The sequence below is a fragment of the Pseudomonas sp. PSPC2-3 genome (assembly GCF_049898265.1).
Lineage (GTDB): Bacteria > Pseudomonadota > Gammaproteobacteria > Pseudomonadales > Pseudomonadaceae > Aquipseudomonas > Aquipseudomonas veronii.
In genome coordinates this window covers 1-24377 of the sequence record NZ_JAFCXJ010000006.1, presented here as the reverse complement: position 1 = coordinate 24377, position 24377 = coordinate 1, and the positions used below count along the sequence as shown (strand labels likewise).

Below are 24377 nucleotides of genomic sequence, written 5' to 3'. Positions count from 1 at the left end.
AGCGTCAGACCTGTGCCATAAAGCGTTGGAGGACACGCTCTTTATCGAGAAAATCCGCGGCGTAGTTCAACGCCACCCTGTTGCGCACAGGCAATGCCAGCACCCGCTCGATCCCTGCATTCAGGGCGCTGACCGATTCGGGTTCGACCCGCACGGCAATGCCCGGATGCTCGTCGCACAGCCGGCCAAGGGTGGTGTCGGGGTCAGCGGTGATGATCGCATTGCCGCCGACGGCCAGAATATTGGTCAACTTGGAGGGCAATACCGAATCCGCCGCGCCGCGTTTCTGGATCACCAGGTGGACGTCCGCCGAGGCCAACAGCGCAGGCAAGTCTTCATAGGCCTGCAACGGGGCGAAGACCACGTTGTGCAGGCCCTCGCTGCGCGCGCGCTGCAGCAGGCGGGCCTGGCCGGCGCCCTGGCCGACGATCAGAAACACCAGCTCCGGGCGATGGACGTGAGCCTGGGCGGCATCGAGGATCAGTTCGAGCCCCTGCTTCTCGCCGATGTTGCCCGAGTACAACAGCACCCGCTTTCCCGCCGGCACGCCGAGCCGTTCCAGCAGCCCGCTGTTGCGCGGTACGTCGAGGAAACGCTCGGTCTCCGACCAGTTGGGAAAGAACAGCAGGCGCTGCGCCTCGACGCCTTTGCCGGCCGCCTTCTCCAGCATGCCGCTGGATATCGTCGAGACCCGGTCAAAGCGCCGCAGCAAGCCGCGCTCCACGCCCCACGCGAGTCGCCGCAGTAACGGGCTGCCGCCCAGGCCCAGGCCGAACATCGCATCGACTTCATAATCCTGGATATGCAGCACGGACTTGGCGCCACACAGCCTGGCCAACAACAAGGCCTGGGGCGCGCAGAACAAGGTCGGCACCACCAGGATGACCAGGTCCGGTTTCCAGCGCAGTTGCCCCAATACCGCCAGGCACGAGCTGGCGGAAAAGCTGATCAGGTGCAGCAAGCGCTTCAGCGCCGTGGGCTTGCGCGGCACGTACAACGGGCAGCGCACCACCGTCACGCCGTCGACCTGTTCGGTGCGAAAACGCCACGCCGAGTAGCCCTCGCCGACCTGCCATTGCGGGTAATACGGCGGCGCCGTGACCACCCGCACCGCGTGACCCTTGCTGGCGAGCCAGCGCGCCTGTTCACCGCTGTACTTGCCGATGCCGGTCAGCTCGGGGCTGTAGTTGATGCCATACAAAAGGATCTTCATTAATGGCCCCGAGGCTGTTCGAGGGCCGCGAGATACGCGTTGTAGGCATCGCGCAGCCCCTCCTCCAACGGCACGTAGGCTTCCCAGCCGAGGGCGTTGATACGGCTGACATCGAGCAACTTGCGCGGCGCACCGTCGGGTTTGCTGGTATCGAACCGCAAACGGCCCTTGAAGCCCGTGACCCGGGCCAGCGCCTCGGCCAGTTCGCGGATGGTGCAATCCACGCCGGTGCCGACGTTGACGTGGGAACGCATGGGCTCGGTGTGTTCGCCATAGCCCTCCTGGCTGAGTTCCATCACATGCACGCTGGCGGCCGCCATGTCATCCACATGCAGGAACTCGCGCCGTGGCGCGCCGCTGCCCCAGATCAGCACTTCTTCGTCACCGCGCTGTACCGCCTCATGAAAACGGCGCAGCAAGCCGGCGATCACATGGCTGTTGTCCGGGTGGTAGTTGTCGCCCGGGCCGTACAGGTTGGTCGGCATCACACTGCGGTAATCGCGCCCGTGCTGGCGGTTGTAGCTTTCGCACAACTTGATGCCGGCGATCTTGGCCACGGCGTAGGGTTCGTTGGTCGGTTCCAGCGAGCCGGCAAGCAGCGCCTGCTCGGTCATCGGCTGGGCGGCGAGCACCGGGTAGATGCACGACGATCCGAGGAACAACAACTTGAACACCCCATGAGTGTGGGCGGCGTGGATCACATTGGCCTGGATCATCAGGTTCTGGTAGATGAAATCGGCGGGGTACGTGGCGTTGGCGTGAATCCCACCGACCCTGGCCGCCGCCAGGTACACCTGGTCGACCCGTTGTTCGGCGAAATACGCGTGCACGGCCGCGGGGTCCAACAGGTCCAGTCGATCGCGGCCGGCGGTGAGGATCTGGGTATAGCCCAAGGCCCAGAGGCGGCGCACGATGGCCGAGCCGACCATACCGCGATGGCCGGCGACAAAGATCCGTGCGTTCAGATCACGTGCCATGCTCAGTTCTCCACGGCAATCGGCGCATCGTGGCCGTGCAGGCGCAGCAACGCATGGCGCCGCGCGATTTGCAGGTCTTCGCGGACCATCTCCGCACACATCTGCTGGGCGCTGATTTCCGGCACCCAGCCCAGCTTCTGCTTGGCCTTGGACGGGTCGCCCAGCAGCGTCTCGACTTCCGCCGGGCGGAAGTAACGCGGGTCCACCCGCACAATCACGTCACCCACCAGCATGCCGGGCGCCAGGTCGCCGTCGATGTGCTCGACCACCCCGACTTCCTCCACGCCCTCGCCGACAAAGCGCAAGCGCAGCCCCAGTTCCGCCGCCGACCAGCGAATGAAATCGCGCACCGAATACTGCACCCCGGTGGCAATCACGAAGTCTTCGGGGCTGTCCTGCTGCAGCATCATCCACTGCATGCGAACGTAGTCCTTGGCATGGCCCCAGTCGCGCAAGGCGTCCATATTGCCCATGTACAGGCATTGCTCCAGGCCCAGGGCGATGTTGGTCAAGGCGCGGGTGATCTTGCGGGTGACGAAGGTTTCGCCACGACGGGGCGACTCGTGGTTGAACAGGATGCCGTTGCAGGCATACAGCCCGTAGGCTTCGCGGAAATTCACGGTGATCCAGTAGGCATACAGCTTGGCCACGGCATAGGGCGAGCGCGGATAGAACGGCGTGGTTTCCTTTTGCGGGGTTTCCTGCACCAGCCCGTACAACTCGGACGTGGAGGCCTGGTAGAAGCGGGTCTTCTTTTCCAGGCCAAGCAGACGGATGGCCTCGAGGATGCGCAAGGTGCCGAGGGCGTCTACGTCGGCGGTGTATTCCGGCGAATCGAAGCTGACGGCCACGTGGGATTGGGCGCCGAGGTTATAGATCTCGTCCGGCTGGATCTGCTGGATGATGCGCGTCAGGTTGGACGAGTCCGCCAGGTCGCCATAATGCAGGATCAGGTTTTTATGCAGGGCTTGGGGGTCTTGGTAAATGTGATCGATGCGCTGGGTATTGAACGACGAAGAGCGGCGTTTCAAGCCATGCACGACGTAGCCTTTTTCCAGCAACAGTTCCGCCAGGTAAGAACCATCCTGCCCGGTAATCCCGGTAATAAGCGCGACTTTTTTCATGTCTATCTCCCAAATAATAGGCGAGCGAAGGCCGACACCCGAACTTGGGTGTTTGTTAAAAACGGTCAGTTATTTCGGTATGGGCAGCGTCAAGTTATGTCCGGTCAACTTTGAAAGTTCGCGGACGATTGAGTCCTTATCGTCTAAGTGAGCGATCGCGGTTTCCAGTTCAAGCACCTTGGCGCCCACCAGAAAGCGGTACCAGTAACCTTGCAGCAAGTGATAAACCAGGCCGCTGCGGCCATCGAGAAAACCCAGTTGAACGATGTAGCGCCAGAGGAAGTACGCCGTCGAACTCAAGGTAAACGGCACGCGGTTATACACCCGGTTTTTAACCAGGCGCTTGAGCTTGGCCTGGAACGAACTGTGGCCCTCATTCAATTCATGGCGCACCGCAAACAACCCCAGGCGCGAGTTGATGATCTCAATCGCTTCACGGGTCGCGTACTGGTTGTGCTTGTGGGTGAAGAACGTCAAGTCGTGCAGGTTGTGATCGGCAAACCCGCCCTCCAGGGTGATGGTGCGACCCTCGGCCACCGAGATGTGCTCGTCCATCCAGCGATCTTCGATGCGCCCCTGCCCCGTGCGCCACAGCCGCAGCATCTTCAACGGGTAGCGGCCGCCATGGCGCACCCAGCGGCCCATGAAAATATGCTTGCGCTTGAAATTGATGCCGGTGATGCCCTGGTCCAGCGTCGGCAGCCGCGTGTTGATCTGCGCCGCCAGATCGGCCTCGATTATTTCATCGGCGTCCAGGCGCATCGTCCAGTTACCGGTGATCGGCAAATTATCCAGCGCCCACTGGAACTGCCTGGCCTGGTTGACGAACGCGTGCTGCACCACCAGGGCGCCGTGGCGCCGGGCGATCTCGCAGGTGTCGTCGCTGGAGAACGAGTCGACCACCAGCACTTCGTCGCTGAAGGCGCGCACCGACTCGATCGCGCGGGCGATATGCAGGCTTTCGTTGTAGGTGAGGATGATCACACTGACGGTTTCGCGTTTCATGTCAGCCACCGTGCAGTTGCAGAATTTCGGCGGTCTGACGCCGTGGCGAACGCGCGGCCCGGAAGTGGCTTTCCAGAGGCTTGCCCACCGCGATCATCATGATCAACCGCTCGCTGGCTTCGATACCGCCCACGCTGCGAATTTTCTTTTCCACTGCGTTCAGGATCGCCAGGTTCAACGGGCAAGCGCCCAGCCCATTGGCATGACACGCCAGCAGCAAGCCCATGGAAAACAACGCACCGTCGACATACAGCTGGTTACGCTGGCCGGCACCACCCCAGGCGGTCACTTCTGAGGTGACCACGAACAGGTTGTCCACGGAATGCGCAAAGCCACGTGAGCCACCTTGCAGCTCGAGCATTTGCGCAATCACCGCACGGTCCTGGTAGACATGCACCCGCGACGACTGGCGATTGCATTGCGACGGTGCCGACTGCGCCAGCTCCACCAGCGAGGTAAGCAAGCAGCTGTCAAGCTTGCCGGGCTGGAACATCCGGCAACTGGAGCGCGACTGCAGGAACGCCTTGGCGTCCAACTCGCCATTGCCCAGCCACGGCGCGGCGCGCTTGGTGCCGCCATTGCCTAGGGTGCCGTCGCGCTTAAGATGCTCGACATAAGCATCCAGATAAAACAGAAAGTCATCGCTCAAACCCAGAGTACGATGCAGGTCGAGATAACCCTGGAAGGCGCCCAGATCCATTTCCAGCGGTAACGCTGAGTAGGTGCGGTCGTACTCGTTGAGCATATGAATGATGCCGTTGATTTTGTCCTTTCCGAACAACGGTTTGGGCTCCTTGAGCGACAAGCCTTTTTCAACGGTGTGGGTTTCAATTAGGATTTTGTAAAACAACTTCTTGTTGCGGTTCGCGAACGGCGAATACCCGTTGTGGCGAACAAACGTATACATGTCGCGAAAAAACTCGCTCAAGAAAAACATCAACTTCCATGTCTTATCCATCATGCGCTTTACCTGTTTCATTGTGCGATGTCTCTCGGTTTGATGGGGCGGCAGGGCGCGCCGACGCAAATCATCCAGGCCGGCAAATCGGTGGTGACCACCGAGCGCGCGCCAACCACACAACCCTCGCCCACCAGACAACCCGGATGGATGAACGACTCGGCGGCAACCCATACGTGGTCCTTGATGACGATCTCTCGAGTTACCAGCGGCCGCAGCAAGCTGCGAGTGTCATGGGTGCCCGCGCATAAAAAACTGCGTTGGCTGATGGCGACTTTTGATCCAATGGTGATCCTGGCCATGGCGTACACATCCACTCCATCGGCGATGGCTGTAAAGTCACCGACTTCAAGGTTCCACGGTGCCCAGATGCAGCATGTGGGTGCGATGCGGCAACCAACACCGATCCTGGCGCCGAAACAGCGCAGCAGGAAACACCGCCAGCCATGCAGCATCCAGCGTGGCGTGGGGCGAAACAGCAACTGATACACCGCGCCCCATACCAGGCGCCGAGCCTTGTTGCTGCGGGGCAAGGTGTCTACATACTTCAGGCGTTCAAAACCACTCATGACTTGATCGCCGCAAGCTGTTCCAACAAATAGCGCTCACCCACTTGCTGCAACGCCTGACGCCGAGCGCGCACCGCGACCCAGTCAATCGGCGCAGCAATCAAGCTATGCACCTGATCGGTGTTGTCAGCCGGCAAAAAGCGCTGGGACAGTTCCAGCTTTGCCAGCAGATTGCGCACGCGGGCGTTGAGCGAGGCCTTGCTGCCCGGCAAGCCAACGGCAATAAACGGCTTCTCGAAAATGATCGCGAACACTGTTGCATGGAAAGAGTTGGTCACCACATATGCCGACTCCTTCAACAACTTGAGCCAGTCCTGCGGTCCTACTTGCACCGTCTGGCCGATCTGCCGCCAGCGCCGGTGCGCGTTATAGGGTGAAACAATCGGTCCAGCGACGTGCCAGGACAACGCCTGGGCGACCTCCCTGACGCCGACGCCAGTACGCAGCGCATAACAGAACACATGGCCGCTGCGCGTCTGGGTGGACGTGGCCAGCAACGCCGAGTAATCGCGGTGCAGCAGCGTCGGGTCGGGCACACACTGGGCCGTCAGCCCCGAAACCTGTTGGACAATTTCCACCCCGCTCTCTTCACGCACGCTGACCGCTGACAGTTGCTTGAGCAGCACCTCGGCTTCAGCATGGTACTCAGGCTCCAGGTACTCCTTGCCAAAGCTCGCGGCGTAAGAGATGCGCCGAATAGCCTTGTCGCAATCGAAAGCGAGAAAATAGGCGGGGTCCAGGCCTGTCTGGCCCGAAGGATTCCAAATCTGGTCACTGCCTGCCACCAGCAACTGCTGGCCGCGGACCGCTTGGTTGAGCTGATCTGCACAGGTATAGCGCGGCCCGTCGATATTCAGGAAGCGCACCTTGAACGCCTCAAACTGACGAGATTGGGCGTTAGCCCCAAACACCCGGGTTTTCAAAGACAGGGTTTTCAAGTACAGCGCCTTGAGATTGCCCTTGAAGTGACGTGGATTCAGCAGCTGTTTGAGCTCGCTGCCGTCTTCGACGTACGCCGGATGGTAGTTAATCAGGCTGACCTGCAAGCCCTGTTGCTGCAACCAACGCTGCAACGCATAGGCTTGCAACACAGCGCCGAAGTTCTCACTGAAATGGTACGTCAGTATCCCAGCCCTGACGGGGCGTACAGATGCGCTCATGATCCAGCCTGTCTTAATAAGGAATGTGTAGAGGGTGTAGGCAGGACAAAGGCCTGGCGCGCAGGTGCTGCTTTATTGAGCAGACCGATGAATATCGACCACACCAACAAATAGCTGCCGTCAAAAGTGGTGAAGAACTGATAACTGGTCTTGAACGAAAAGATCAGCAGGATCGCCCCCACCGCCAGCGACACGGAGTTGCGTGGCAAGGTGCTGAACAGGAGACCAAATAGCACGACCCCCACCAAGCCCAACTTCGCGAGTACGCCCCAATACCCGTTCTCGATGTCAAACTTGGAATTCTCGAACCAACGCTCGTCATTGGTTGGCACCCCCGGCGTCAATTGCTTCGCCAGGCCATTACCGAGAAACACCGTGGCCGGGCTCTCCAGAAAGGACGTCTTGGCGTGAGAGATCTCGAAGGCACGGGTGACGTCCTCGCCCTTCTCCTCAAACAAATATGTGGCAAAGCGCGACACAGCCAGGGGGCTGGCATAAAACGTCAGAGTGCCCAAGGCAACAATGGCCACTACTAGCACCGCAAGAGATTTGAGCTTGCGCTGGGTGATCGCTGATAACAGGATCATCACCGCCATCGCCGCCAGGATGGTCTTGGAGCCGGCCGCCAGCAGTGTCACCGCAAGGATCAGCATCAACGCGATCTTGCGCTGGCAACAGGCATAGAAAAACAGCAGCACGGCCGAGCTAGTGGGAAACAGCATGATCCTGCCCACCTCGTCACTGGACTTGGAGGCAGCGTTGGTCAAGTCAATACCAACGCCATACAGGCTCACTTGCAGCAACTGACCAAGAGCAAAAATGTAAATCGCCCGTTCGATGATGCGGCGATAGCTGACGCTGTGGGCGCGGGCAATTTTCTCCACATTGGCCAGCGCATAGCTATAGCCGGCCAACAGCAGCACAAAATAGAAAAACGGAATTCCGGAACGCAAGAATTGATACAAGGAAATTTTCGAGCCGCTGGACACCAGCACCTGCAGGACGCTGGCGCCAACCACGAGCGACAGCAAGGCTGCAGCCCGGGTGAATCCGCGCGCCGCATACACCACAAAGGGCAATAGCAGCAGCAATGCCAAGGGCTGCGATAGGTTATTGCTCAACGCCAACGGCAAGGCGAAAAACGTCAGCGGCAGGTATAGGGTCAGGCGCGCCTGGGACAACGTCATGGGGAAACCTCCCCAGCGAACTGCACCTTACTAATCAACCGCAGATACACCAACACCACCAGCTCTGGCAGCGACAACAACAACGAAGCCCCCAACAACGGGTCAATCCGGTCAATGCACAGCATCCACAATAGCAACACCAACAGGCTGCTCAGCGCGTAAATCACCGATGTACGGGTATGACGATTAGTGGAGATCAACATCGCCGCGAGAATGAACCAGGCCACGTTCAAAATTGTATGGGAGCCGATCAGCGCCAATGACACCCGGTCAATCTGCACCAAACCATGGCTCCACAGCGCAATAATCTGTGGGCCGCCCCAGATACCGGCGCCGTACACCAGCACGCACACACTCAGCACCAGGGAACTGGCGCGCTGGGTAAAGCGCCGAGCTTCCTCGAACTGGCCGCGCCCGGCCAGGCGCGAGATTTCTGGGGTCAGCGCATTGCTGCAGGTGATGCCCAACTGGATGATCAACCGCATCAAGGTTCGTGCCATGGTGTAACCCACCACTACGCTTGGGCCGGCGATCTGGTTCAGCAACTGCAAACCGCCTTGAAGGGTGATCAACTGTGCTAGCGGGATGGCTGCGCTGCCCACGGCGGGTTTCCAAATACCCCGAAACTCTGCCCAGGAGGCCGACGCCAGTCCAAGCAGCGGCCACGGCGAAACACGTCGCACAAACAGCGTCACCAACACAACGAACAGCGCTTGGCTGAAGAACATGCCTTGGGCCAACTGCAGCTCGGTACCGCCCAGCATCAGGATGAGAATCGACAGCACGATATCCAAAGTTCTGCGATTGGCCATGATAAAGACACCGCCGACGGTTTTGTCGATCACCCGGAACCATGCCTCAATCGGCCCACCCAATAAACGCGTACACAGGTAACCGGACATGAACACCACCACCAGGCTCGCCTGGCCAGGGTCGAGGCTCTTGAGCTTCAATAACCCAACCCAGTCGATCCACCGACCCAGGGTCAATGAGAACAGCAACACCAGTGCAACCACCACCAGGGTGAATGCCAACGCAGTCTGCACACTGCGCCGCGCACCCGGCACATCCCCTTGGCTTGCGCGTACCGTAGCGCGAGTGGCAGAGGCTTGGGCAACGCCCAGGTCCAACAGGCTGAGCATCGACGGAATACCGGTGAGTACCAACCAATCGGCATAACGCCCGGTACCCCAGGCATGCAGGAAGAACGGCACCAGTACCAATTGCGCCGCCAGTGTCACCAGCTGGGTATAGCCATAACTCAAAACATTGAGGCGAAACCGGCTCGACAGCGAACGGGATACCAGCGGCGGCTTCTCAAGAACCTTGCTCATAAGTCGTCAGGCTTTGTCGGACTGGTAGGCGTAGTGGTAGTAACCGTAATCGCCGTAGCCGTAACTGGCAGAACGACGTTTTTCCACACCATTGAAGATCGCGCCCTTGAGCTCGATGCCGTTCTGATTAAAGCGCCGTAGGGTCAGCTCGACTTCCTTCGCCGAATTGATGCCAAAACGGGTCACCAGCAGGCTTGTTCCGGATTGACGCCCGACAATGGCGGCATCCGTCACCGCCAGCAATGGCGGCGTATCAATGATCACTAGGTCATACAGCTCGCTGACCTCGGCCAACAACGCAGCGAAATTGGGATGCATCAGCAATTCGGACGGGTTGGGTGGGATCTGCCCGCGACCGATGAAATCAAACAGTTCTACATCAGTTTTTTGAGTCGCCTCCTGCAATTGGCACCGTTTGACCAACAGATCCGACAAACCTATTTCCGCCGTAGTACCGAGCATTTTGTGCATATAGCCCTTGCGCATATCCGCATCGATCAGCAATACCCGCTGCCCAGACTGGGCCACCACCGCAGCCAGGTTTGCCGAGACAAACGTCTTGCCCACCCCCGGGCTGGGACCACAAATCATCAGGCGATTGTCCTTCGCCTCCAGCATCGCGAAATGCAGGCTGGTGCGCAGGCTGCGCATTGCCTCCATAACCAGGTCATTAGGATGATTCATGGCCAGCAGCGACGGCACCGCTGAGCGACCCTTGAAGGCACGGATTTCCTCGGTCTTTTGCAACGAGCTGAATGGGATCGATGCATACACCGGCAAGCCGAGTTTCTCGATGTCATCGGGGTTTTCCAAGCCACGGCTGAGCAGGCTGCGCATCAGCACCAGGCCCACCGAAAGCATGCCGCCGAGCAGCATCGCCAGCAGTACCACAATGACCTTGCGCGGCTCTACGGGCTTGCTGATGTTAGCGTCGGCGCTGTCGATCAAGCGCACGTTACCCACGGTGCCGGCCCGCATCACATCCAGTTCCTGGGAACGATTGAGCAGTTGGGTATAAATCTCGGTGCCCACCTGTACATCTCGGGTCAGGCTCAACAGTTCTTGCTGGGTGCTGGGCAGACCTTCGATCCGTTTGGTCAATTGCGCCTGCTTACCGGTGAGTTCATCAAGCTTGGCCAATAACGCACGGTAGGCCGGATGTTGACGGGTGAACTTGCGGTCCATTTCGGCCTGTTGCAGCTTGAGCTCGGAGATGCCGGTGTCCAGGGCCACCACCTGATCGAGCACAGCCTTGGCTTCGAGGCTAATGTCGATGGATTTGCTCCGGGTCTGAAAGCTATTCAGCGCGCTTTCAGCCTTCTCCAAGTCGCGGCGCACCTGTGGCAATTGATCATTGAGGAACGCTAGGCTCTGCGCCGCCTCGGCTGAAGTGCGGTCAACATTTTGGCGCACATACAGGCTGGAGATTTCATTCAGCGTACGCACCGCCAAAGCTGGGTGTGTGCTCTCCAGCGATAGGCTGATGATCCCCGATTCCTTACCGCGTTCCACCACATTGAGCAGGTCCTGATAATCAGCAACTGCATCCAGGCGTGGCTTGCGTACAATCTTGAAACGCGCCCCCGGGTTAGCCCGCAGGACTTCGACCAGCACCTCCACGCCGTCCTCGGCGAAAGGTTCGCCGACGCGGCCCGCAGCGATCTGCCGATCGTCCTCGTCAAACAGTTGGTAGCTCTGATCATCTCCGGTCACCAGCACCAGGGTGGTACCCAGTAGTGCGGCCGGTAGCTTCAACGTCGCTAGGCTCAGGCGCTCTCCACCGGCACTATAGCGGCTGATGCCGAACAGTGGCGGTGCGATATCGCCCGGGGTTTGCGGCGCATAATGCCGGGCAAGAAAGCCGCCAATCAACGGGAAGTGCTGGGGTGTGATGGTAATGTCCAACTTCAAGGTATCGACCGTCTTGCCGATGATCGTGCGCGACTTGATCAGCTCGATCTCAGTCACCGCCGGTGATTCCTTGCCCAACAGACTACTCACATCGGAGAAACCGAGCATATCGTTTTTCTTCGGTTCCACTTGGATCAAGGCGTTGGCCTGGTACACCGGAGACGACAGGACCGCGTAGGCTGCGCCGATCAACATGCACGTACCGGTGACTCCCGCAATAAGCCATTTGTGATCGATCAGCGTGCCCAACATGCCGAGCAAATCGATCTCGTCATGATGCGGATTGTCAGCGGAGGCGTTCTGGGGTGAATACATAAATCGACTCTTCGTCCTTGCAATCGTTAAAAGGGCGTCAGCGCGCCAAGCGCTGTGCCCAGGCCTCTGCGGCCTGCTCAATCAAGGCATAGGCCTGCACAAAGGCAGGCTTGCCCTGTCGATAGGGGTCCCTGATTTCACGCTCTTGCTGCCACTTACCCAGCAGGAACACTTTGCCCCGGGCCTCGGGAGCGAGGTTGAGTACGCCGTCAACGTGATGCTGCTCCATCACCAGGATCAGGTCAGCCTCGCTCACGGCCTCAACGCTCAGTTGCCGGGCCCTGTGCTCCTGGGGAACATGCCCATGCTCTCGCAGGACTTCGCTTGCCGTGGACTCCAGCGGGTGATCACGCAATGCCGCCAAGCCCGCCGAACTCACCTTGATATCGGATGGTTGAAGGGCGGCCCCTAGCAGTTGTTGCGCAGTGGGACTGCGGCAAATATTGCCGATACACACAATCAAAACTTTTTTGAACAAGGCAACCTCCCACACACCGCACAGTAATAAATCGGCAAAGGGACTACCTTATCTCCAACTTTCAACAACCAACAACTTACGACCCTTTAATTATGATCACAGCTGACATAGGGCGACTATCTGTCGAGCAGGACAATAAATAACAATAATTGTATTATCCGACTAAAAATAACATTCCCTTACTTTTGCGCCTCTTCATAATAAAGTGCCTACCGAGTACAGCAACGAGGCACGGCCATGAAAAGTTCAAAGTTACTGGTAGAGCGTATTGGCCTGTTCCCGTCTTCGGGAAACATTCATGTCAATGTCGACAACTCGACAACGGTGGTTGAGCGAATGCACATGTTATATGCCAGCAACTCTTTAGACTTCGACGAATCCGGTTCCGGGCTGTCCATGGTCTTCGCCGACTGGCGCTTCAAGTTGCAAGTCAGTAATGCCCTGTCCGTCTGCCTGTGCGTAGAGAGCCGTGGCGACCGCCATTTCATGCAAACCAAGACCGACGAGCTGCTGGCGAACATCTTCAACACCGAGGGACGCCCATCAACCGGTATGCCCGTTCAAGACACGCCTCCACTCATTGCGCCTTGATCGGCCCGGAGCCGACGCGCCACGCGGGCTCCTGATGGGCGCGTGACGCCCCGGAGACGCTGACGGCGACATGGTTAAGCAGGTTCTCGGCGTTGTACTTGGGCACCAGCGCACTCAATAACACGACCACTGCCCCAGCGCCGATCAGCGATGGCGACACATTGACCTGCGCGACATCTATTCGCCACAAGAACGTCAGCGCGGCCACCGCGCCCAATAACCCGCCCGCCAGCGCCTCGTTCAGAGGGTGGATGTACGGCGCGACACAATAAGCACTGAACCAACCGGTGGCGATCAATCCGGCGAGCGCCGCGGGCCAGCGCAAGGCCGGGTTGAACTGGCGCGCCACCAAACTCATTGCCACGGTGACCACCAGGCATGTGTTCATGGCGTGGCCACTGAGCACGGCAATATCAAGGTGTTGAAACGAAACGCCCCAGCCCTTGAACAGCAACTTGCTGAACGCCACGATTGAATAAGTGCAAGCGACGGTGATGAGCCATCCCTTGAGCGCCCGCGGCGACGAATAGCGCAGCCACACAGCGATGACCAGCGCGGCCGGAATCATGACGGTAATACCGCCATAGTGTGCGAGTTCTTCGCGCATGAGTGACCCACCTGACCCAGCAATTTTCCGCGCCCATCAGACCTCAGGCCCAGGGAAAACACAACGTTATCTACGGTCAGGTTAAAGCCCTTGCCGCCCGCGCCCCTACACGCCCACAGGGGTCAAGCGGCGTTGCGGATCTTGTGCAAGGCGTCCGCCACCCACTTGCCGAACGCATCCACCGGCCCTTGCAGGTTACCGAGGAAGTGCGGGTAGATCAGCCACAGGTTCATCACCGGCTTGAAGTCCTTGAGCGGCATCACTGCCAGTTGCTCGCGGTGGGCGCTACGCTCCAGCAACGGGCGCGGCACCAGGCCCAGGCCCAGGCCGTCCGCCACCAGGCCCAGTTGCAGCTCGGTGCCGAAGGTTTCCAGGTTCACCCGCAACGCCAGGCCCTGATCGGACAAGGTGCGTTGCAAGCCGGCACGGAAGCCGCAGCCGTCCGGGTTGAGGATCCAGCCGTTCTGGTACACATCGGCCAGCTTGCACGGTTTCTTCGGCAACTGTGCCTTGGCGCAGACCACCACCAACTCCATCTTGCCGATGGATTCCCCCACCACGTTGTCCGGGAAGATCTTGCCGGCCGGGAACAACGCCGCCGCCGCATCCAGCTCGCCGCGTTCGATCTTGCCGACCAATTGGCTGCCCCAGCCGGTGGCGACCTGGGCGCGCAGGTCAGGGTATTCGGTGCGCAGGTGCTTGAGCGCATCGAGCAGCACCACGTCGCCGATGGTTTGCGGCACACCGAGGCGCAACAGCCCGGTGGGCGGCGCATCGGTGGCCACCAGTTCGCGCAGGGCATCCATCTCACGCAGGATCAGCCGGCACTGCTCATAGACGCGCGTGCCGATCAGCGTAGGCTTGAGGGGCTTGGTGTTGCGGTCGAACAGCTCCACGCCCAACGCCTGCTCGAAGTTCTGCACACGGCGGGTGATGGCCGGCTGGGTCAGTTGCAACGACTCGGCGGCATGGCTGATGGACTGGCACCGAATCACTTCGACAAAAGCATCGATATCGTCAATTTTCATTTGGGCCGCACATAGAAAACAGTCATTAAGATGTGTGCGAAGCATAGTTGCAGGCACGTTTTCTGGATAGCCCGGGCTGTGTTCGATAACGTCTAACACTATGCAGAGCGGTTCTAAATCACCTTCAGCTATAAGCTAATCATTAAAAAATAGCATATTAACTACAAACATTATGCTTAGATAAACCGATCAACAGTAGCCGATGGAAGTGTCATGACCCAGGCCAAGCACCCCGAAAGACTCAGGGCCTTCATAGGCGCCCTGGCGGAATTGATCGACGCTAATCCACGCGAAGGCGACCTGTTGCACCGTGGCGGCAAGCTGCTCGCGCAACTGGTCAGCCATGACGACTGGCTCCCCGACGAATACGCCCAACCCGACCCCGAGCGCTACCAGCAATTTTTGCTGCATGCCGATTCGCGCCAGCGCTTCAGCATCGTCAGTTTCGTATGGGGGCCGGGGCAAAGCACGCCGATTCATGACCATCGGGTCTGGGGCCTAATCGGCATGCTGCGCGGTTCGGAATTCTCCCAAGGCTTCGCGCGCGCCACCGACGGGCGCCTGGTCGCCGCGGGCCAGCCGATCCAACTGGTGCCGGGCCAGGTCGAGGCCGTGTCGCCCAAGGTCGGCGATATCCATCAGGTCAGCAATGCTCACCCCGATCAGGCGTCGATCAGCATTCATGTGTACGGCGCCAATATCGGTGCCGTGCGCCGCGCGGTGTACCAGCCTGACGGCAGCGAGAAGCTGTTTATCTCCGGTTATTCCAACGCCTTTCTCCCGAACATCTGGGACTTGTCCAAAGAAAAGAGCCCTGCCCTATGAGCACCGTATCGCACCGCAGCTTTGCCCAGATTCGCCAGGCCCTGTTGGACCGCGAAGAAGTCGCCCTGGTGGACGTGCGCGAAGAAGCGCCGTTTGCCGAATCCCACCCGCTGTTCGCCGCGAACATCCCGCTGTCCAAGCTGGAACTGGAGGTGTACTCGCGCATCCCGCGGCGCGATACCCAGGTGACGGTCTACGACAACGGCGAAGGGCTCGCCAGCCGCGCCGCCGAGCGCCTGGTTGCGCTGGGCTACACCGCGGTCAGCCTGTTGGAGGGCGGCCTGGACGGTTGGCGCAACGCCGGTGGCGAGCTGTTTATCGACGTCAACGTGCCGAGCAAGGCCTTCGGCGAGTTGGTGGAGAGTGAACGCCACACGCCGTCCCTGGCCGCCGAAGAGGTGCAGGCCCTGCTCGACAGCCAGGCCGATGTGGTGGTGCTCGACGCCCGCCGCTTCGACGAATACCAGACCATGAGCATCCCCACCGGCATCAGCGTGCCCGGCGCCGAGCTGGTGTTGCGCGCCCGTGAGCTGGCGCCGGACCCGGCCACCCGCATCATCGTCAACTGCGCCGGGCGCACCCGCAGCATTATCGGCACCCAGTCGCTGATCAATGCCGGCGTGGCCAACCCCGTGTCGGCCCTGCGCAATGGCACCATCGGCTGGACCCTGGCCGGGCAGACACTCGCCCACGGCCAGTCGCGCCGCTTTGCGCCGACCGGCGAAGCCCATCGCCAGCTCGCTGCCCAGGATGCACGCCGAGTGGCCGACCGGGCCCGCGTCGGCCGCGCAAGCCTGGCCGACCTGCAACGCTGGCAACAGGACACGACGCGCACCACCTACCTGTTCGATGTACGCACCCCGGAAGAATTCGACACCGGCCACCTGCCCGGCGCCCGTTCCACCCCGGGCGGCCAACTGGTCCAGGAAACCGACCATGTCGCCAGCGTGCGCGGTGCGCGATTGGTGCTGGCCGATGACGACGGTGTGCGGGCGAATATGTCTGCGTCCTGGCTGGCCCAACTGGGCTGGGAAGTGCATGTGCTGGATGACCTGCAACCGGCACACTTCAGTGAAACCGGCGCCTGGATCGCCCCGGTGCCCGCCGCGCCCCAGGCCGAACTGATCAGCCCGCAGACCCTGGCCGAGTGGCAGGCCCATGGCGACACCGTGGTGCTGGACTTCACCGCCAGCGCCAACTACGTCAAGCGCCACATCCCCGGCGCCTGGTGGACCCTGCGCGCGCAACTGCCGCAAGCCCTGGCCAAAGTGCCGAACGCCGAGCGCTACGTCCTGACCTGCGGCAGCAGCCAACTGGCGCGCCTGGCCGTGGCCGAAGTCGAAGCCCTCACCGGCAAACACGTGTTCCTGCTGCAAGACGGCACCGCCGGCTGGATCGCCGCCCAACTGCCGCTGGAAACAGGTGAAACCCGCCTGGCCTCGCCGCGCATCGACCGCTACCGCCGGCCGTATGAAGGCACCGACAATCCCAAGGAAGCCATGCAGGCCTATCTGGATTGGGAGTTTGGACTGGTGGAGCAATTGGCTCGGGATGGGACACATGGGTTTTATGTGATCTGAGTCTGCCATCAGCGCGGGCTGCGTGTGCATAGGTCATTTTCACCAGCGTTTCGCGCCCGTTCTTCTGGCTGCGTACTTCGATCAAGCGGTGTTCAGCGTCGTAGGCAAAATGTTGCAAACCCCGTGCGGCGCTGCGTTTTTCGATCAGTCGGCCAAAGCCGTCATAGCGGTAACGCTTGTCCTGATAGGTCAGCAGTTTGTTATGCCGTACCCATCCGCCCCTTACTTGCGGACCGTCGAGTAGGTTGGCGGCGGCGTCGTAGGCGAAGGTTTCGCGCTGGCCTTTTACGTTGTCCTGGCTGGCGATGATTCGAGCGGTCGCGTCGTAATGCAGTAACTGGTGTTGGCTCCCTTCCCGGCGGCCGATCAGGTTGTCGGCCGGGTCGTATTCGAAGTTCTTTTGGTGGGGCGGCGGCAGTTGCCAGGGCTGGCCGGTGGGGCTGCGTTTACGCTGGCGCAGGCGGCGGCGGCCGTAGTAGAGGCGATTGAGCCAGCGGCCGTCGGGCGGGGGCCCTCAGAGGCAGAACACGAGCGCCTGCTATGATCCCGCTAGGTGGAACGGTTTTTTGAGAGAACCTGTAGTTGTACTTATTCCTCGTCGACATCTTCCTCATCAATCAGCCCCTGAACGAATTTGAGGAAATTTGAGCAAATGGGTTTTTCGAATTCAGCATGGTTTTCTTCAGAGCTGAGGTCGCTATCAAACGTATCAGTTGTGAAATAACTGACTGTCCCGGTATCGAGATTCAGGCAAAAAAAGTTGCCGCCCCAATCGTTCGCGAAAGGTAGGAGGTGTGCAGGAATAACCTTTTTTTCCAGCATTAACTGATAAGTGGATAGCACCGTGGATTCGCCATCCGAAATCGGCTTGAAAACGGACACTTCTACGGGCTCTTCAAAGTCTTCATCTTGCCAATAAGTTCGTTCAGGGGTGCCGCCGTTGTATTTGAGGTAGTGATTTCGGAAGGGCGGCGGCAGCGTCTTGCCGATAGCAGACTCCAAGTGGTCCAAGTCTGCTGCGGTGATAGCTGAGCTACTACCTGAGAATTTGTTTTCGATCATCGTTATCTCCAATCATGAGCAGCGCCCAGGTTTGAGTTTGTTTTTGGGGATTTGAACGAGCCCCATGAAAGACAGGACACCGTTTCCCCCTTACGATAAGGGATAGGCAAACGGGTATGTTTATGACTAACAGCAATGATAAGGGTGGTGAGCTGCTCGGCCAGGAACGCCGACGCCGCTGGAGCACCGACCAGAAGCTGGCCATGGTTCGCGAGAGTCTTGAGCCGGGACAAAGCGTGTCCGTGGTGGCCCGACGCAACGGCATCAACGCCAATCAGCTGTTCCTGTGGCGCAAGCTGTACCAGGACGGAAGTCTGTCGGCGGTCAGTGCTGGCGAAGCCGTTGTACCGGCGTCGGAACTGACCGATGCGCTCAAGCAGATCCGCGAATTGCAGCGGATGCTGGGCAAGAAGACGATGGAAGCCGAAGTCCTAAAAGAGGCCGTGGAGATTGCCCGGTCGCGAAAATGGATTGCGCACTCACCCTTGTTGCCGGGGGACGACCAGTGAAACTGGTCAGCAAATGTCTCGGTGTGTCGCGCTCGCAATTAACGGTTCGGATCAAGCAATCGGTATCGCCTAAAGTACGGCGACGTCGGCTCGTGAACGATACGGAGTTGGTCGCCGAGATTAAGGAGCAGGTCAGCGAGTTACCGAGCTATGGCTACCGCCGTGTTTGGGGGTTGCTGCGCCGCGAGCGTGAAGTTCAGTCACTGGCTCCGATCAATGTGAAGCGGGTTTACCGCGTCATGCGCGATCACAATCTGCTGTTAGAACGCCGCATCAAGCAGCCTGGCGTGCAGCGCCGGCATGAAGGCCGAATTGCCGTTACTACCAGCGATACGCGCTGGTGCTCGGACGGCTTCGAGTTTCGCTGCGACGACGGTGCGAAGTTGAGCGTGACTTTTGCCCTGGACTGCTGTGACCGCGAAGCCATCGGCTGGGTCGCCAGCCCGACGGGCTACAGCGGTGACGACATCCGAGACTTGATGTTGGAAAGCGTGGAGAAGCGATTTGGGGATCAACTACCGAGCACGCCGGTGCAGTGGTTGAGCGATAACGGCTCGGCTTATATCGCCGAGCAGACGCGTCTGTTTGCTCGCCAGATCGGCTTGCAGCCGGTGACCACACCGGTACGCAGGCCGCAAAGTAACGGCATGGCAGAGAGCTTTGTGAAGACGATCAAGCGTGATTACGTGGCGCACATGCCCAAACCGAATCGAGAAACCGCGCTGCGCAATCTGACGATTGCCTTCGAGCATTACAACGAGCAGCATCCGCACAGCGCCTTGAAATATCGGTCGCCGAGAGAGTTTAGGCGTTTGGCAGCAGCATCAATTTAACGGGGAGTTGGTGTCCGGTCTGGTAGGGGCAAGTCCAGGATTTTGTTCGCCAGCCAACCCTTTTTGGAGGCCGCAAGGACTGCTTCGCCTTTGTCGTAGTTAACCTTGAAGTGTTTTTCGAACTGCGTGACCGATCCGCCATGCGGGAACGAGGCTTCATGGGCAGAGGTTTTGACCAACTGCATGGTCGTTGTACCCGTTTTGGGGTTGAAGTCATCAACATGGTGCCAGGTGTAGCCCGTTGCAGCGCTTTTGGGAATGCCTGCCTCTTTGAAGGCTTGGGTGAAATCTCGCGTTCTGCGGCCTTGCATCTTGATGGTAACGATATTTCGTTGTGAGCCTGTGGTTGGGAAGAAGTCACTGCCGCCAGTAAAGTCCACCCCTGCATACGCCCAGCCCCATGGATCGGCCCATCCAATTGGGTTTGGCGCGTATTGGTAAAGATTGAGGCCTCCTTCCAACCCAATCGGATCCGGCGTCGTAAATCGCCCCACATCCGGGTCATAAAACCTGAACGTATTGAAATGCAGCCCCGTCTCCCGATCCAGATACTGCCCCTGAAATCGCAGGTTTTGCTCTTCAATGTAATAAGGTTCACGCACCTCCTCCAGCGTGTTACCCCACACCCGATAAGTCGCGCGCCAGACGTTGTGCCCGTCGCCTTCGGTCAATTGTTCCGGCAAGCCGTTGAGGTCGTTGTGGTAGTAGCGGATTTTTTGCAGCGGGCCAATGCCGTCGACTCGCGCTAAGGGTTCGTAGCCTTCGTCTTCGTAGACGTACAGGCTTGTTTGACTGTGTTTATGTTCCTGCAACAACCGCAGGCCATCCCACATGAACCGCGTCTCGCCCGGCGGATAGCCGTCGCGGCCATGCTCGGTTTTTTTAACGCGTCGGCCCAGCGGGTTATAGGTCATCCTGACCACGCTGCCGTTTTCATTGCGGACTTCAATCAGTCGGCTTTCGGCGTTGTAGCCATAGCCCACGAGTACTTCACGGCGTTGATCGGTATAAAAACGCTCGATGCGAGTGACGCCTTACCTCGCACTGAACACCGCGCTGCCTAATGTAATAGAGCCTATGTCGATGGGTCGACCCTGTTCGTCGGTGTAGACAATAGTCTCGCCGCTTTCGGGATGAGGCTGGGTCTCAACACAAACCTTTAACGAAGTCCTTCCACTAGTATCTGGTCTTTCTCCCCACCCCAAGGGTCATCCAGTAGATACTTGGCTGGAACTTTTCCCTCGGATGGAATCAGCGTGATCTTGTAAAAAATCTCGTCGCCTTCGCAGACCTCGAAATACAACGCATAGTCACGTTTTTCTAGATCAAGCTCGACTTTGAATTTCTCAGCGGCGGATGAAATTTCCACATGATTGGGATCTGTCACATGAAACGGTACGACAATGCACCGCTGGGCGGTTTCATCAAGATCGAAATCGCTTGCCAGTTTTAGATGTATGTTCGCACCGAATGCGTCTTCGGGAATAGGGTCAAACACAACATAGTCGTTATGAACAACGGCACCTTGCTCCAGATTAACCTTACCCCATTGGCTTGAAGCCTCGTCAAAGGGGCGTGAGCGAAATTGAACTTGGCTGTGGGATATTAGTAGATCCACAGATTGATCTTTATTTGTCATCAGTAAACCTCGAGTTTAACTCTGGTCCCATTGGGTAGGTCGGATAGGGCATTGCCAATGCTCGAGCCAGCACCCCGATTATCGCTAGGACCGATGTACTTGACGCTGGCGCCACTACCACCTTCTTTGAACATTGCCATCGGCCATTCATCTCGATCCTTGTCTGTCTTGGTTTTTATATCTTTCAAGCTGAGTTTGCGGTTGAGCTTAGCGGCGTCGCGTTGAATGGTCACAATGTAGGGGTGGCCTTTCTTAATTGCACCATCAATATGACCGAATGTCTGCGGGTACTCCGAACGCTTCAATCTCAGCTTGTAGTCGTACTGTTTTGACCGGGTTTTGCTCAGCGTACAGCCGGCAAGGCCTAGAGGGTCCAGCCAGGTGAATGGGTTCAAAACGAACGCGTACAAATTGAATCCACCCGCCAACCCAATCGGATCAGGCGTCGTAAACCGCCCCACATCTGGATCATAAAACCTGAACGTATTGAAATGCAGCCCCGTCTCCCGATCCAGATACTGTCCCTGAAATCGCAGGTTCTGCTCTTCGATAAAGTAAGGCTCACGTACCTCTTCTACCGCATTCCCCCACACCTGATACCGCGCCCGCCACACCGTTTTCCCGTCGGCTTCGGTCAACTGTTCCGGCAACCCATTCAAGTCGTTGTGGTAGTAGCGCACGCTCTGGTGTTCGCCCATGCCATCAACCTGGGCCAGCGGTGTATAGCCATCGTCCTCATAAAGATACAGGCTGGTTTGAGCGCAATGGGGTTCAAATGCTCGGGTGATCCCCGTTCAATCGTTAAATTTCAAGCGGTCCATTCTTTTTCGGAACACCATTGCTGCACATCCGCGATCAGCTGTGCTGAAACCGGTTGCAGATCGGGGAGTTTTTTTTCGTACTTTTTAATGCTCTCAACAAAAAACTTAATGAACGCAGCACCTATTAATCTGCGCTGGGCGGCCTTATCTTTTTTCAATGAAATGAAGTCTTCCTCATCCATAGCGATATCCAGCCCGAACATCTTGTCTTTGGCGTAGTAACGACAAAATGTTTGTCTTTTCAGATCCTTCGGCAAGCATCGCAGGCAGACCACCAGTTCCCAGTCGAGTGAGGGGTACTTTTTTTCAAGAATCTTACTCAAGCTATTTAGCTCGTCACTGATTTCAAAGACTTTTGTCCAGCTCGGTGAGTCAGATGTTGTATCTATTCGCATAAAGCAATCCTCAAGTCAGTGTCTGCATTTGTTACCCGGAGGCAGCTTACCTCGGCGTTTGAAATATTTTCCGATCTTTAACCTTTCCCATATCTGCAGGTTGCCCTTCGCTGGGGCAGCCATAATGCGTTTGTACGCAAGGTTTTTATCTTTAAGCCACTTATATGTATATCGCCTGTTCGGGTTGATGGTTTCCCCGACCTTCCACACTTCGCCTTTTTTCAAATAGACTTGGCCTACTGGCTTTTTAAAACCCCACTCCATTTCATCATAAAAGCCGTTCTTCTTCGCAATCAGATAATATAGTTCGGGAGCTAGCCCCCATGGATCAATCCAGGATATTGGATTCGGGGCGTACTGGTAAAAATTGACGCCTCCATCCAATCCAATCGGATCCGGCGTCGTAAATCGCCCCACATCCGGATCATAAAACCTGAACGTATTGAAATGCAGCCCCGTCTCCCGATCCAGATACTGTCCCTGAAATCGCAGGTTCTGCTCTTCAATGTAATAAGGCTCACGCACCTCCTCCAGCGTATTGCCCCACACCCGATAAGTCGCGCGCCAGACGTTGTGCCCGTCGCCTTCGGTCAATTGTTCCGGCAAGCCGTTAAGGTCGTTGTGGTAGTAGCGGATTTTTTGCAGCGGGCCGATGCCGTCGACTCGCGCTAAGGGTTCGTAGCCTTCGTCTGCGTAGACGTAAAGGCTGGTCTGGCTGTGTTTATGCTCCTGCAACAAACGCAGGCCATCCCAGGTGAATCGGGTTTCTCCCAGCGCATAACCCCGGCTGTCGTGTTCGGTTTTAGTGATACGTCGACCGAGCGGGTCGTAGGTCATGTTCACCAGCGTTTCGCGCCCGTTCTTCTGGCTGCGTACTTCGATCAAGCGGTGTTCAGCGTCGTAGGCAAAATGTTGCAAACCCCGTGCGGCGCTGCGTTTTTCGATCAGTCGGCCAAAGCCGTCGTAGCGGTAACGCTTGTCCTGGTAGGTCAGCAGTTTGTTATGCACCACCAGCCCGGCGCCGGTTTGCGGGCCGTCGAGCAGGTTGGCGGCCGCGTCGTAGGCGAAGGTTTCGCGCTGGCCGCGCAGGTTGTCCTGGCTGGCGATGATGCGGCCGGTGGCGTCGTAGTGCAGCAGTTGGCGATGTTGCGCGGCGGGTTGCTGGTCGAGTTTGCCGATCAGGTTGTCGGCGGGGTCGTACTCGAAGTGTTTTTGTGTGGCCGCCGGCATCAACGAGGGCTGGCTGGCGTGGCGGCGCTGGCGTGCGCGCAGGCGGCCGCTGCGGTCGTATTCGCTGCGGGTGCTGAGTTGGCCTTGGGTGCGCAGCACTTCGCGGTGCAGGCGGTCGCGTTCGAAGTCGCTGATGACCTGGCCGTCGAGGTTGATCTGGTGCAGGTGGCCGCTGCCGTAGTAGAGGCGATTGAGCCAGCGGCCGTCCGGTAGTTGCGTCTGGATCAGGTTGCCGAGTTCGTCGTAGTGGTGGTGCAGATTGCCCGCTGAACTCTGTCCGGCAAGCAACTGGCCAAGGGCGTCGTAAGCGAAACCAAGAGCCTGGGTATTGCCCTGCAAGTCGGTGAAGGTGACGGCGGTTAGCTGGTCCACCGCATCGTAGCTGTAGTCGGTGCGGCCATCGTCGGTGGTCTTGGCAATCAACCGGCCAACCACATCGCGCTCCAGCCTATGAACGATGGGGGGCGCTGGCATCTCGGGAACCACCGCCAAGCCATTGCCATAAGGCCCCGCAACGGCGGTCACTGCCGTGATGTTATCCAGCCGGTCGTAGGTGTAGCGCTTGGCGCTGCCGTCGAGGTCTTGTTGTTGGGTCAGCCGATCCCCGGCATCCCACGCGAACCGATAGCTTTCGCCGTTCTCGTTGACCAGCGCTTGCAGCCGCCCATAGCTGTCATAGCCGAATTGCACCTGTCGTCCATGGGCGTCGGTGCGCTGGCGTACCTGACCGCGACGGTTGTGCTGGTAGAGCGTGGTGTGCCCGGCCGGGTCGGTGTAGCCCACCAACTGGCCGCTGGCATCACGCCGATATTGCTCGGTGCGCCCGTCCGGCAGTTGGCTGCTGAGCAAGCGTCCTTGAGCGTTGTAGCTGAATTGAGTGCGTTCGCCGAGGGCGTCGGTGATGACCTGCAAATAGCCGCGCTCGTCGTAGCGAAAGCGCGTGGGGTAGCCTGAGCAATCGACATGCTCGACCAGTTGCCCGAACGGGTTCCAGCGCAGCTTTTTACTTTTGCCGGTGGCGTCGAT

The 24377-nt window shown here is 58.6% G+C and carries 21 protein-coding genes and 4 pseudogenes; 4 read left to right on the top strand and 21 right to left on the bottom strand.

All coding sequences use genetic code 11. The features are described 5' to 3' along the window. Positions 1–4 precede the first annotated feature (4 nt). The 11 genes from ACP7E3_RS14765 to ACP7E3_RS14715 form a co-directional block, all read right to left on the bottom strand. A complete protein-coding gene (locus tag ACP7E3_RS14765) occupies positions 5–1213 on the bottom strand; it encodes a glycosyltransferase WbuB (protein ID WP_057004821.1) in 1209 nt (402 codons plus the stop codon). Next, positions 1213–2190 (bottom strand): GDP-L-fucose synthase, encoded by a 978-nt coding sequence (gene fcl / locus ACP7E3_RS14760; protein WP_046383833.1) that lies wholly within the window; start codon positions 2188–2190, stop codon positions 1213–1215. The genes ACP7E3_RS14765 and fcl overlap by 1 nt, the downstream gene beginning before the upstream one ends. Positions 2191–2192: 2 nt before the next feature. Continuing rightward, positions 2193–3314: a GDP-mannose 4,6-dehydratase gene (gene gmd / locus ACP7E3_RS14755; protein WP_046383834.1), complete on the bottom strand. Its 1122-nt coding sequence runs from the start codon at positions 3312–3314 to the stop codon at positions 2193–2195. 69 nt (positions 3315–3383) lie between these two features. Continuing rightward, positions 3384–4319, bottom strand: a complete 936-nt coding sequence (locus tag ACP7E3_RS14750) for a glycosyltransferase family 2 protein (RefSeq protein WP_198864908.1) — start codon at positions 4317–4319, stop codon at positions 3384–3386. Position 4320: 1 nt separating this feature from the next. After that, positions 4321–5280, bottom strand: coding sequence for a nitroreductase family protein (locus ACP7E3_RS14745; RefSeq protein ID WP_426123522.1), 960 nt, complete (start codon positions 5278–5280; stop codon positions 4321–4323). 14 nt (positions 5281–5294) lie between these two features. Beyond that, the gene (locus tag ACP7E3_RS14740; protein ID WP_046488489.1) at positions 5295–5846 is read right to left on the bottom strand and encodes an acetyltransferase; all 552 of its coding nucleotides are present in this window, start codon (positions 5844–5846) and stop codon (positions 5295–5297) included. Beyond that, positions 5843–7006 carry a polysaccharide pyruvyl transferase family protein gene (locus ACP7E3_RS14735; RefSeq protein WP_169882073.1) on the bottom strand — a complete coding sequence of 388 codons (1164 nt, stop codon included), beginning with the start codon at positions 7004–7006 and terminating at the stop codon, positions 5843–5845. Before ACP7E3_RS14735 ends, ACP7E3_RS14740 begins: the two co-directional genes overlap by 4 nt. Beyond that, positions 7003–8193, bottom strand: coding sequence for an O-antigen ligase family protein (locus tag ACP7E3_RS14730; RefSeq protein ID WP_046488493.1), 1191 nt, complete (start codon positions 8191–8193; stop codon positions 7003–7005). The genes ACP7E3_RS14735 and ACP7E3_RS14730 overlap by 4 nt, the downstream gene beginning before the upstream one ends. After that, positions 8190–9527, bottom strand: a complete 1338-nt coding sequence (locus ACP7E3_RS14725; protein WP_046488494.1) for a hypothetical protein — start codon at positions 9525–9527, stop codon at positions 8190–8192. Before ACP7E3_RS14725 ends, ACP7E3_RS14730 begins: the two co-directional genes overlap by 4 nt. Positions 9528–9533: 6 nt before the next feature. Beyond that, positions 9534–11753, bottom strand: coding sequence for a polysaccharide biosynthesis tyrosine autokinase (locus ACP7E3_RS14720; RefSeq protein ID WP_126589020.1), 2220 nt, complete (start codon positions 11751–11753; stop codon positions 9534–9536). A 37-nt stretch (positions 11754–11790) separates the two neighbouring features. Next, positions 11791–12231, bottom strand: a complete 441-nt coding sequence (locus ACP7E3_RS14715) for a low molecular weight protein-tyrosine-phosphatase (RefSeq protein WP_126589021.1) — start codon at positions 12229–12231, stop codon at positions 11791–11793. Positions 12232–12468: 237 nt separating this feature from the next. Between ACP7E3_RS14715 and ACP7E3_RS14710 the strand changes: the two genes are divergently transcribed. Next, a complete protein-coding gene (locus ACP7E3_RS14710; RefSeq protein ID WP_226926240.1) occupies positions 12469–12822 on the top strand; it encodes a phosphomannomutase in 354 nt (117 codons plus the stop codon). Here the strand turns inward: ACP7E3_RS14710 and ACP7E3_RS14705 are convergent. Both ACP7E3_RS14705 and ACP7E3_RS14700 read right to left on the bottom strand, forming a co-directional pair. Beyond that, positions 12809–13429, bottom strand: coding sequence for a hypothetical protein (locus ACP7E3_RS14705; RefSeq protein WP_046383843.1), 621 nt, complete (start codon positions 13427–13429; stop codon positions 12809–12811). The two genes, ACP7E3_RS14710 and ACP7E3_RS14705, sit on opposite strands and share 14 nt — an antisense overlap. Before the next feature lie 122 nt (positions 13430–13551). Continuing rightward, positions 13552–14457 (bottom strand): LysR family transcriptional regulator, encoded by a 906-nt coding sequence (locus ACP7E3_RS14700; protein WP_046383844.1) that lies wholly within the window; start codon positions 14455–14457, stop codon positions 13552–13554. A 213-nt stretch (positions 14458–14670) separates the two neighbouring features. Here ACP7E3_RS14700 and ACP7E3_RS14695 point away from each other — a divergent pair, with 213 nt between their 5' ends. Together ACP7E3_RS14695 and ACP7E3_RS14690 are read left to right on the top strand one after the other, a co-directional pair. Beyond that, on the top strand, positions 14671–15282 hold the full coding sequence (locus ACP7E3_RS14695; protein ID WP_169866106.1) for a cysteine dioxygenase: 612 nt from the start codon (positions 14671–14673) through the stop codon (positions 15280–15282). Beyond that, the gene (locus ACP7E3_RS14690) at positions 15279–16862 is read left to right on the top strand and encodes a rhodanese-related sulfurtransferase (RefSeq protein ID WP_288078425.1); all 1584 of its coding nucleotides are present in this window, start codon (positions 15279–15281) and stop codon (positions 16860–16862) included. Before ACP7E3_RS14695 ends, ACP7E3_RS14690 begins: the two co-directional genes overlap by 4 nt. Before the next feature lie 28 nt (positions 16863–16890). On the opposite strand, the pseudogene ACP7E3_RS14685 reads toward ACP7E3_RS14690, so the two are convergent. Both ACP7E3_RS14685 and ACP7E3_RS14680 read right to left on the bottom strand, forming a co-directional pair. Further along, positions 16891–17367, bottom strand: a pseudogene (locus tag ACP7E3_RS14685) (RHS repeat-associated core domain-containing protein); the annotation flags it as partial. Between the two features lie 83 nt (positions 17368–17450). Continuing rightward, the gene (locus tag ACP7E3_RS14680) at positions 17451–17924 is read right to left on the bottom strand and encodes an SMI1/KNR4 family protein (RefSeq protein WP_426123516.1); all 474 of its coding nucleotides are present in this window, start codon (positions 17922–17924) and stop codon (positions 17451–17453) included. 122 nt (positions 17925–18046) lie between these two features. Between ACP7E3_RS14680 and ACP7E3_RS14675 the strand changes: the two genes are divergently transcribed. Continuing rightward, positions 18047–19266, top strand: a protein-coding gene (locus ACP7E3_RS14675; RefSeq protein WP_426123514.1) for an IS3 family transposase whose coding sequence is annotated in 2 segments (ribosomal slippage) — positions 18047–18392 and positions 18392–19266 — 1221 coding nt in all. Because the reading frame shifts where the segments join, the coding sequence is not laid out codon by codon here. Here ACP7E3_RS14675 and ACP7E3_RS14670 read toward each other — a convergent pair. The 6 genes and pseudogenes from ACP7E3_RS14670 to ACP7E3_RS14645 all read right to left on the bottom strand — a co-directional run. Further along, positions 19263–20243 (bottom strand): annotated as a pseudogene (locus ACP7E3_RS14670) (RHS repeat-associated core domain-containing protein); the annotation flags it as partial. The gene ACP7E3_RS14675 and the pseudogene ACP7E3_RS14670 sit on opposite strands and share 4 nt — an antisense overlap. 182 nt (positions 20244–20425) lie before the next feature. Beyond that, positions 20426–20905, bottom strand: a complete 480-nt coding sequence (comJ, locus tag ACP7E3_RS14665; protein WP_057004831.1) for a competence protein ComJ — start codon at positions 20903–20905, stop codon at positions 20426–20428. Beyond that, positions 20905–21066: pseudogene (locus ACP7E3_RS14660) on the bottom strand (NucA/NucB deoxyribonuclease domain-containing protein); the annotation flags it as partial. The gene comJ and the pseudogene ACP7E3_RS14660, both read right to left, overlap by 1 nt. Positions 21067–21255: 189 nt before the next feature. After that, positions 21256–21666 (bottom strand): annotated as a pseudogene (locus ACP7E3_RS14655) (RHS repeat-associated core domain-containing protein); the annotation flags it as partial. Positions 21667–21713: 47 nt separating this feature from the next. Next, positions 21714–22121 (bottom strand): hypothetical protein, encoded by a 408-nt coding sequence (locus ACP7E3_RS14650; RefSeq protein WP_057004833.1) that lies wholly within the window; start codon positions 22119–22121, stop codon positions 21714–21716. A 15-nt stretch (positions 22122–22136) separates the two neighbouring features. Further along, the coding region (locus tag ACP7E3_RS14645) for an RHS repeat-associated core domain-containing protein (protein WP_426123512.1) at positions 22137–24377 on the bottom strand (2241 nt) is incomplete at its 5' end.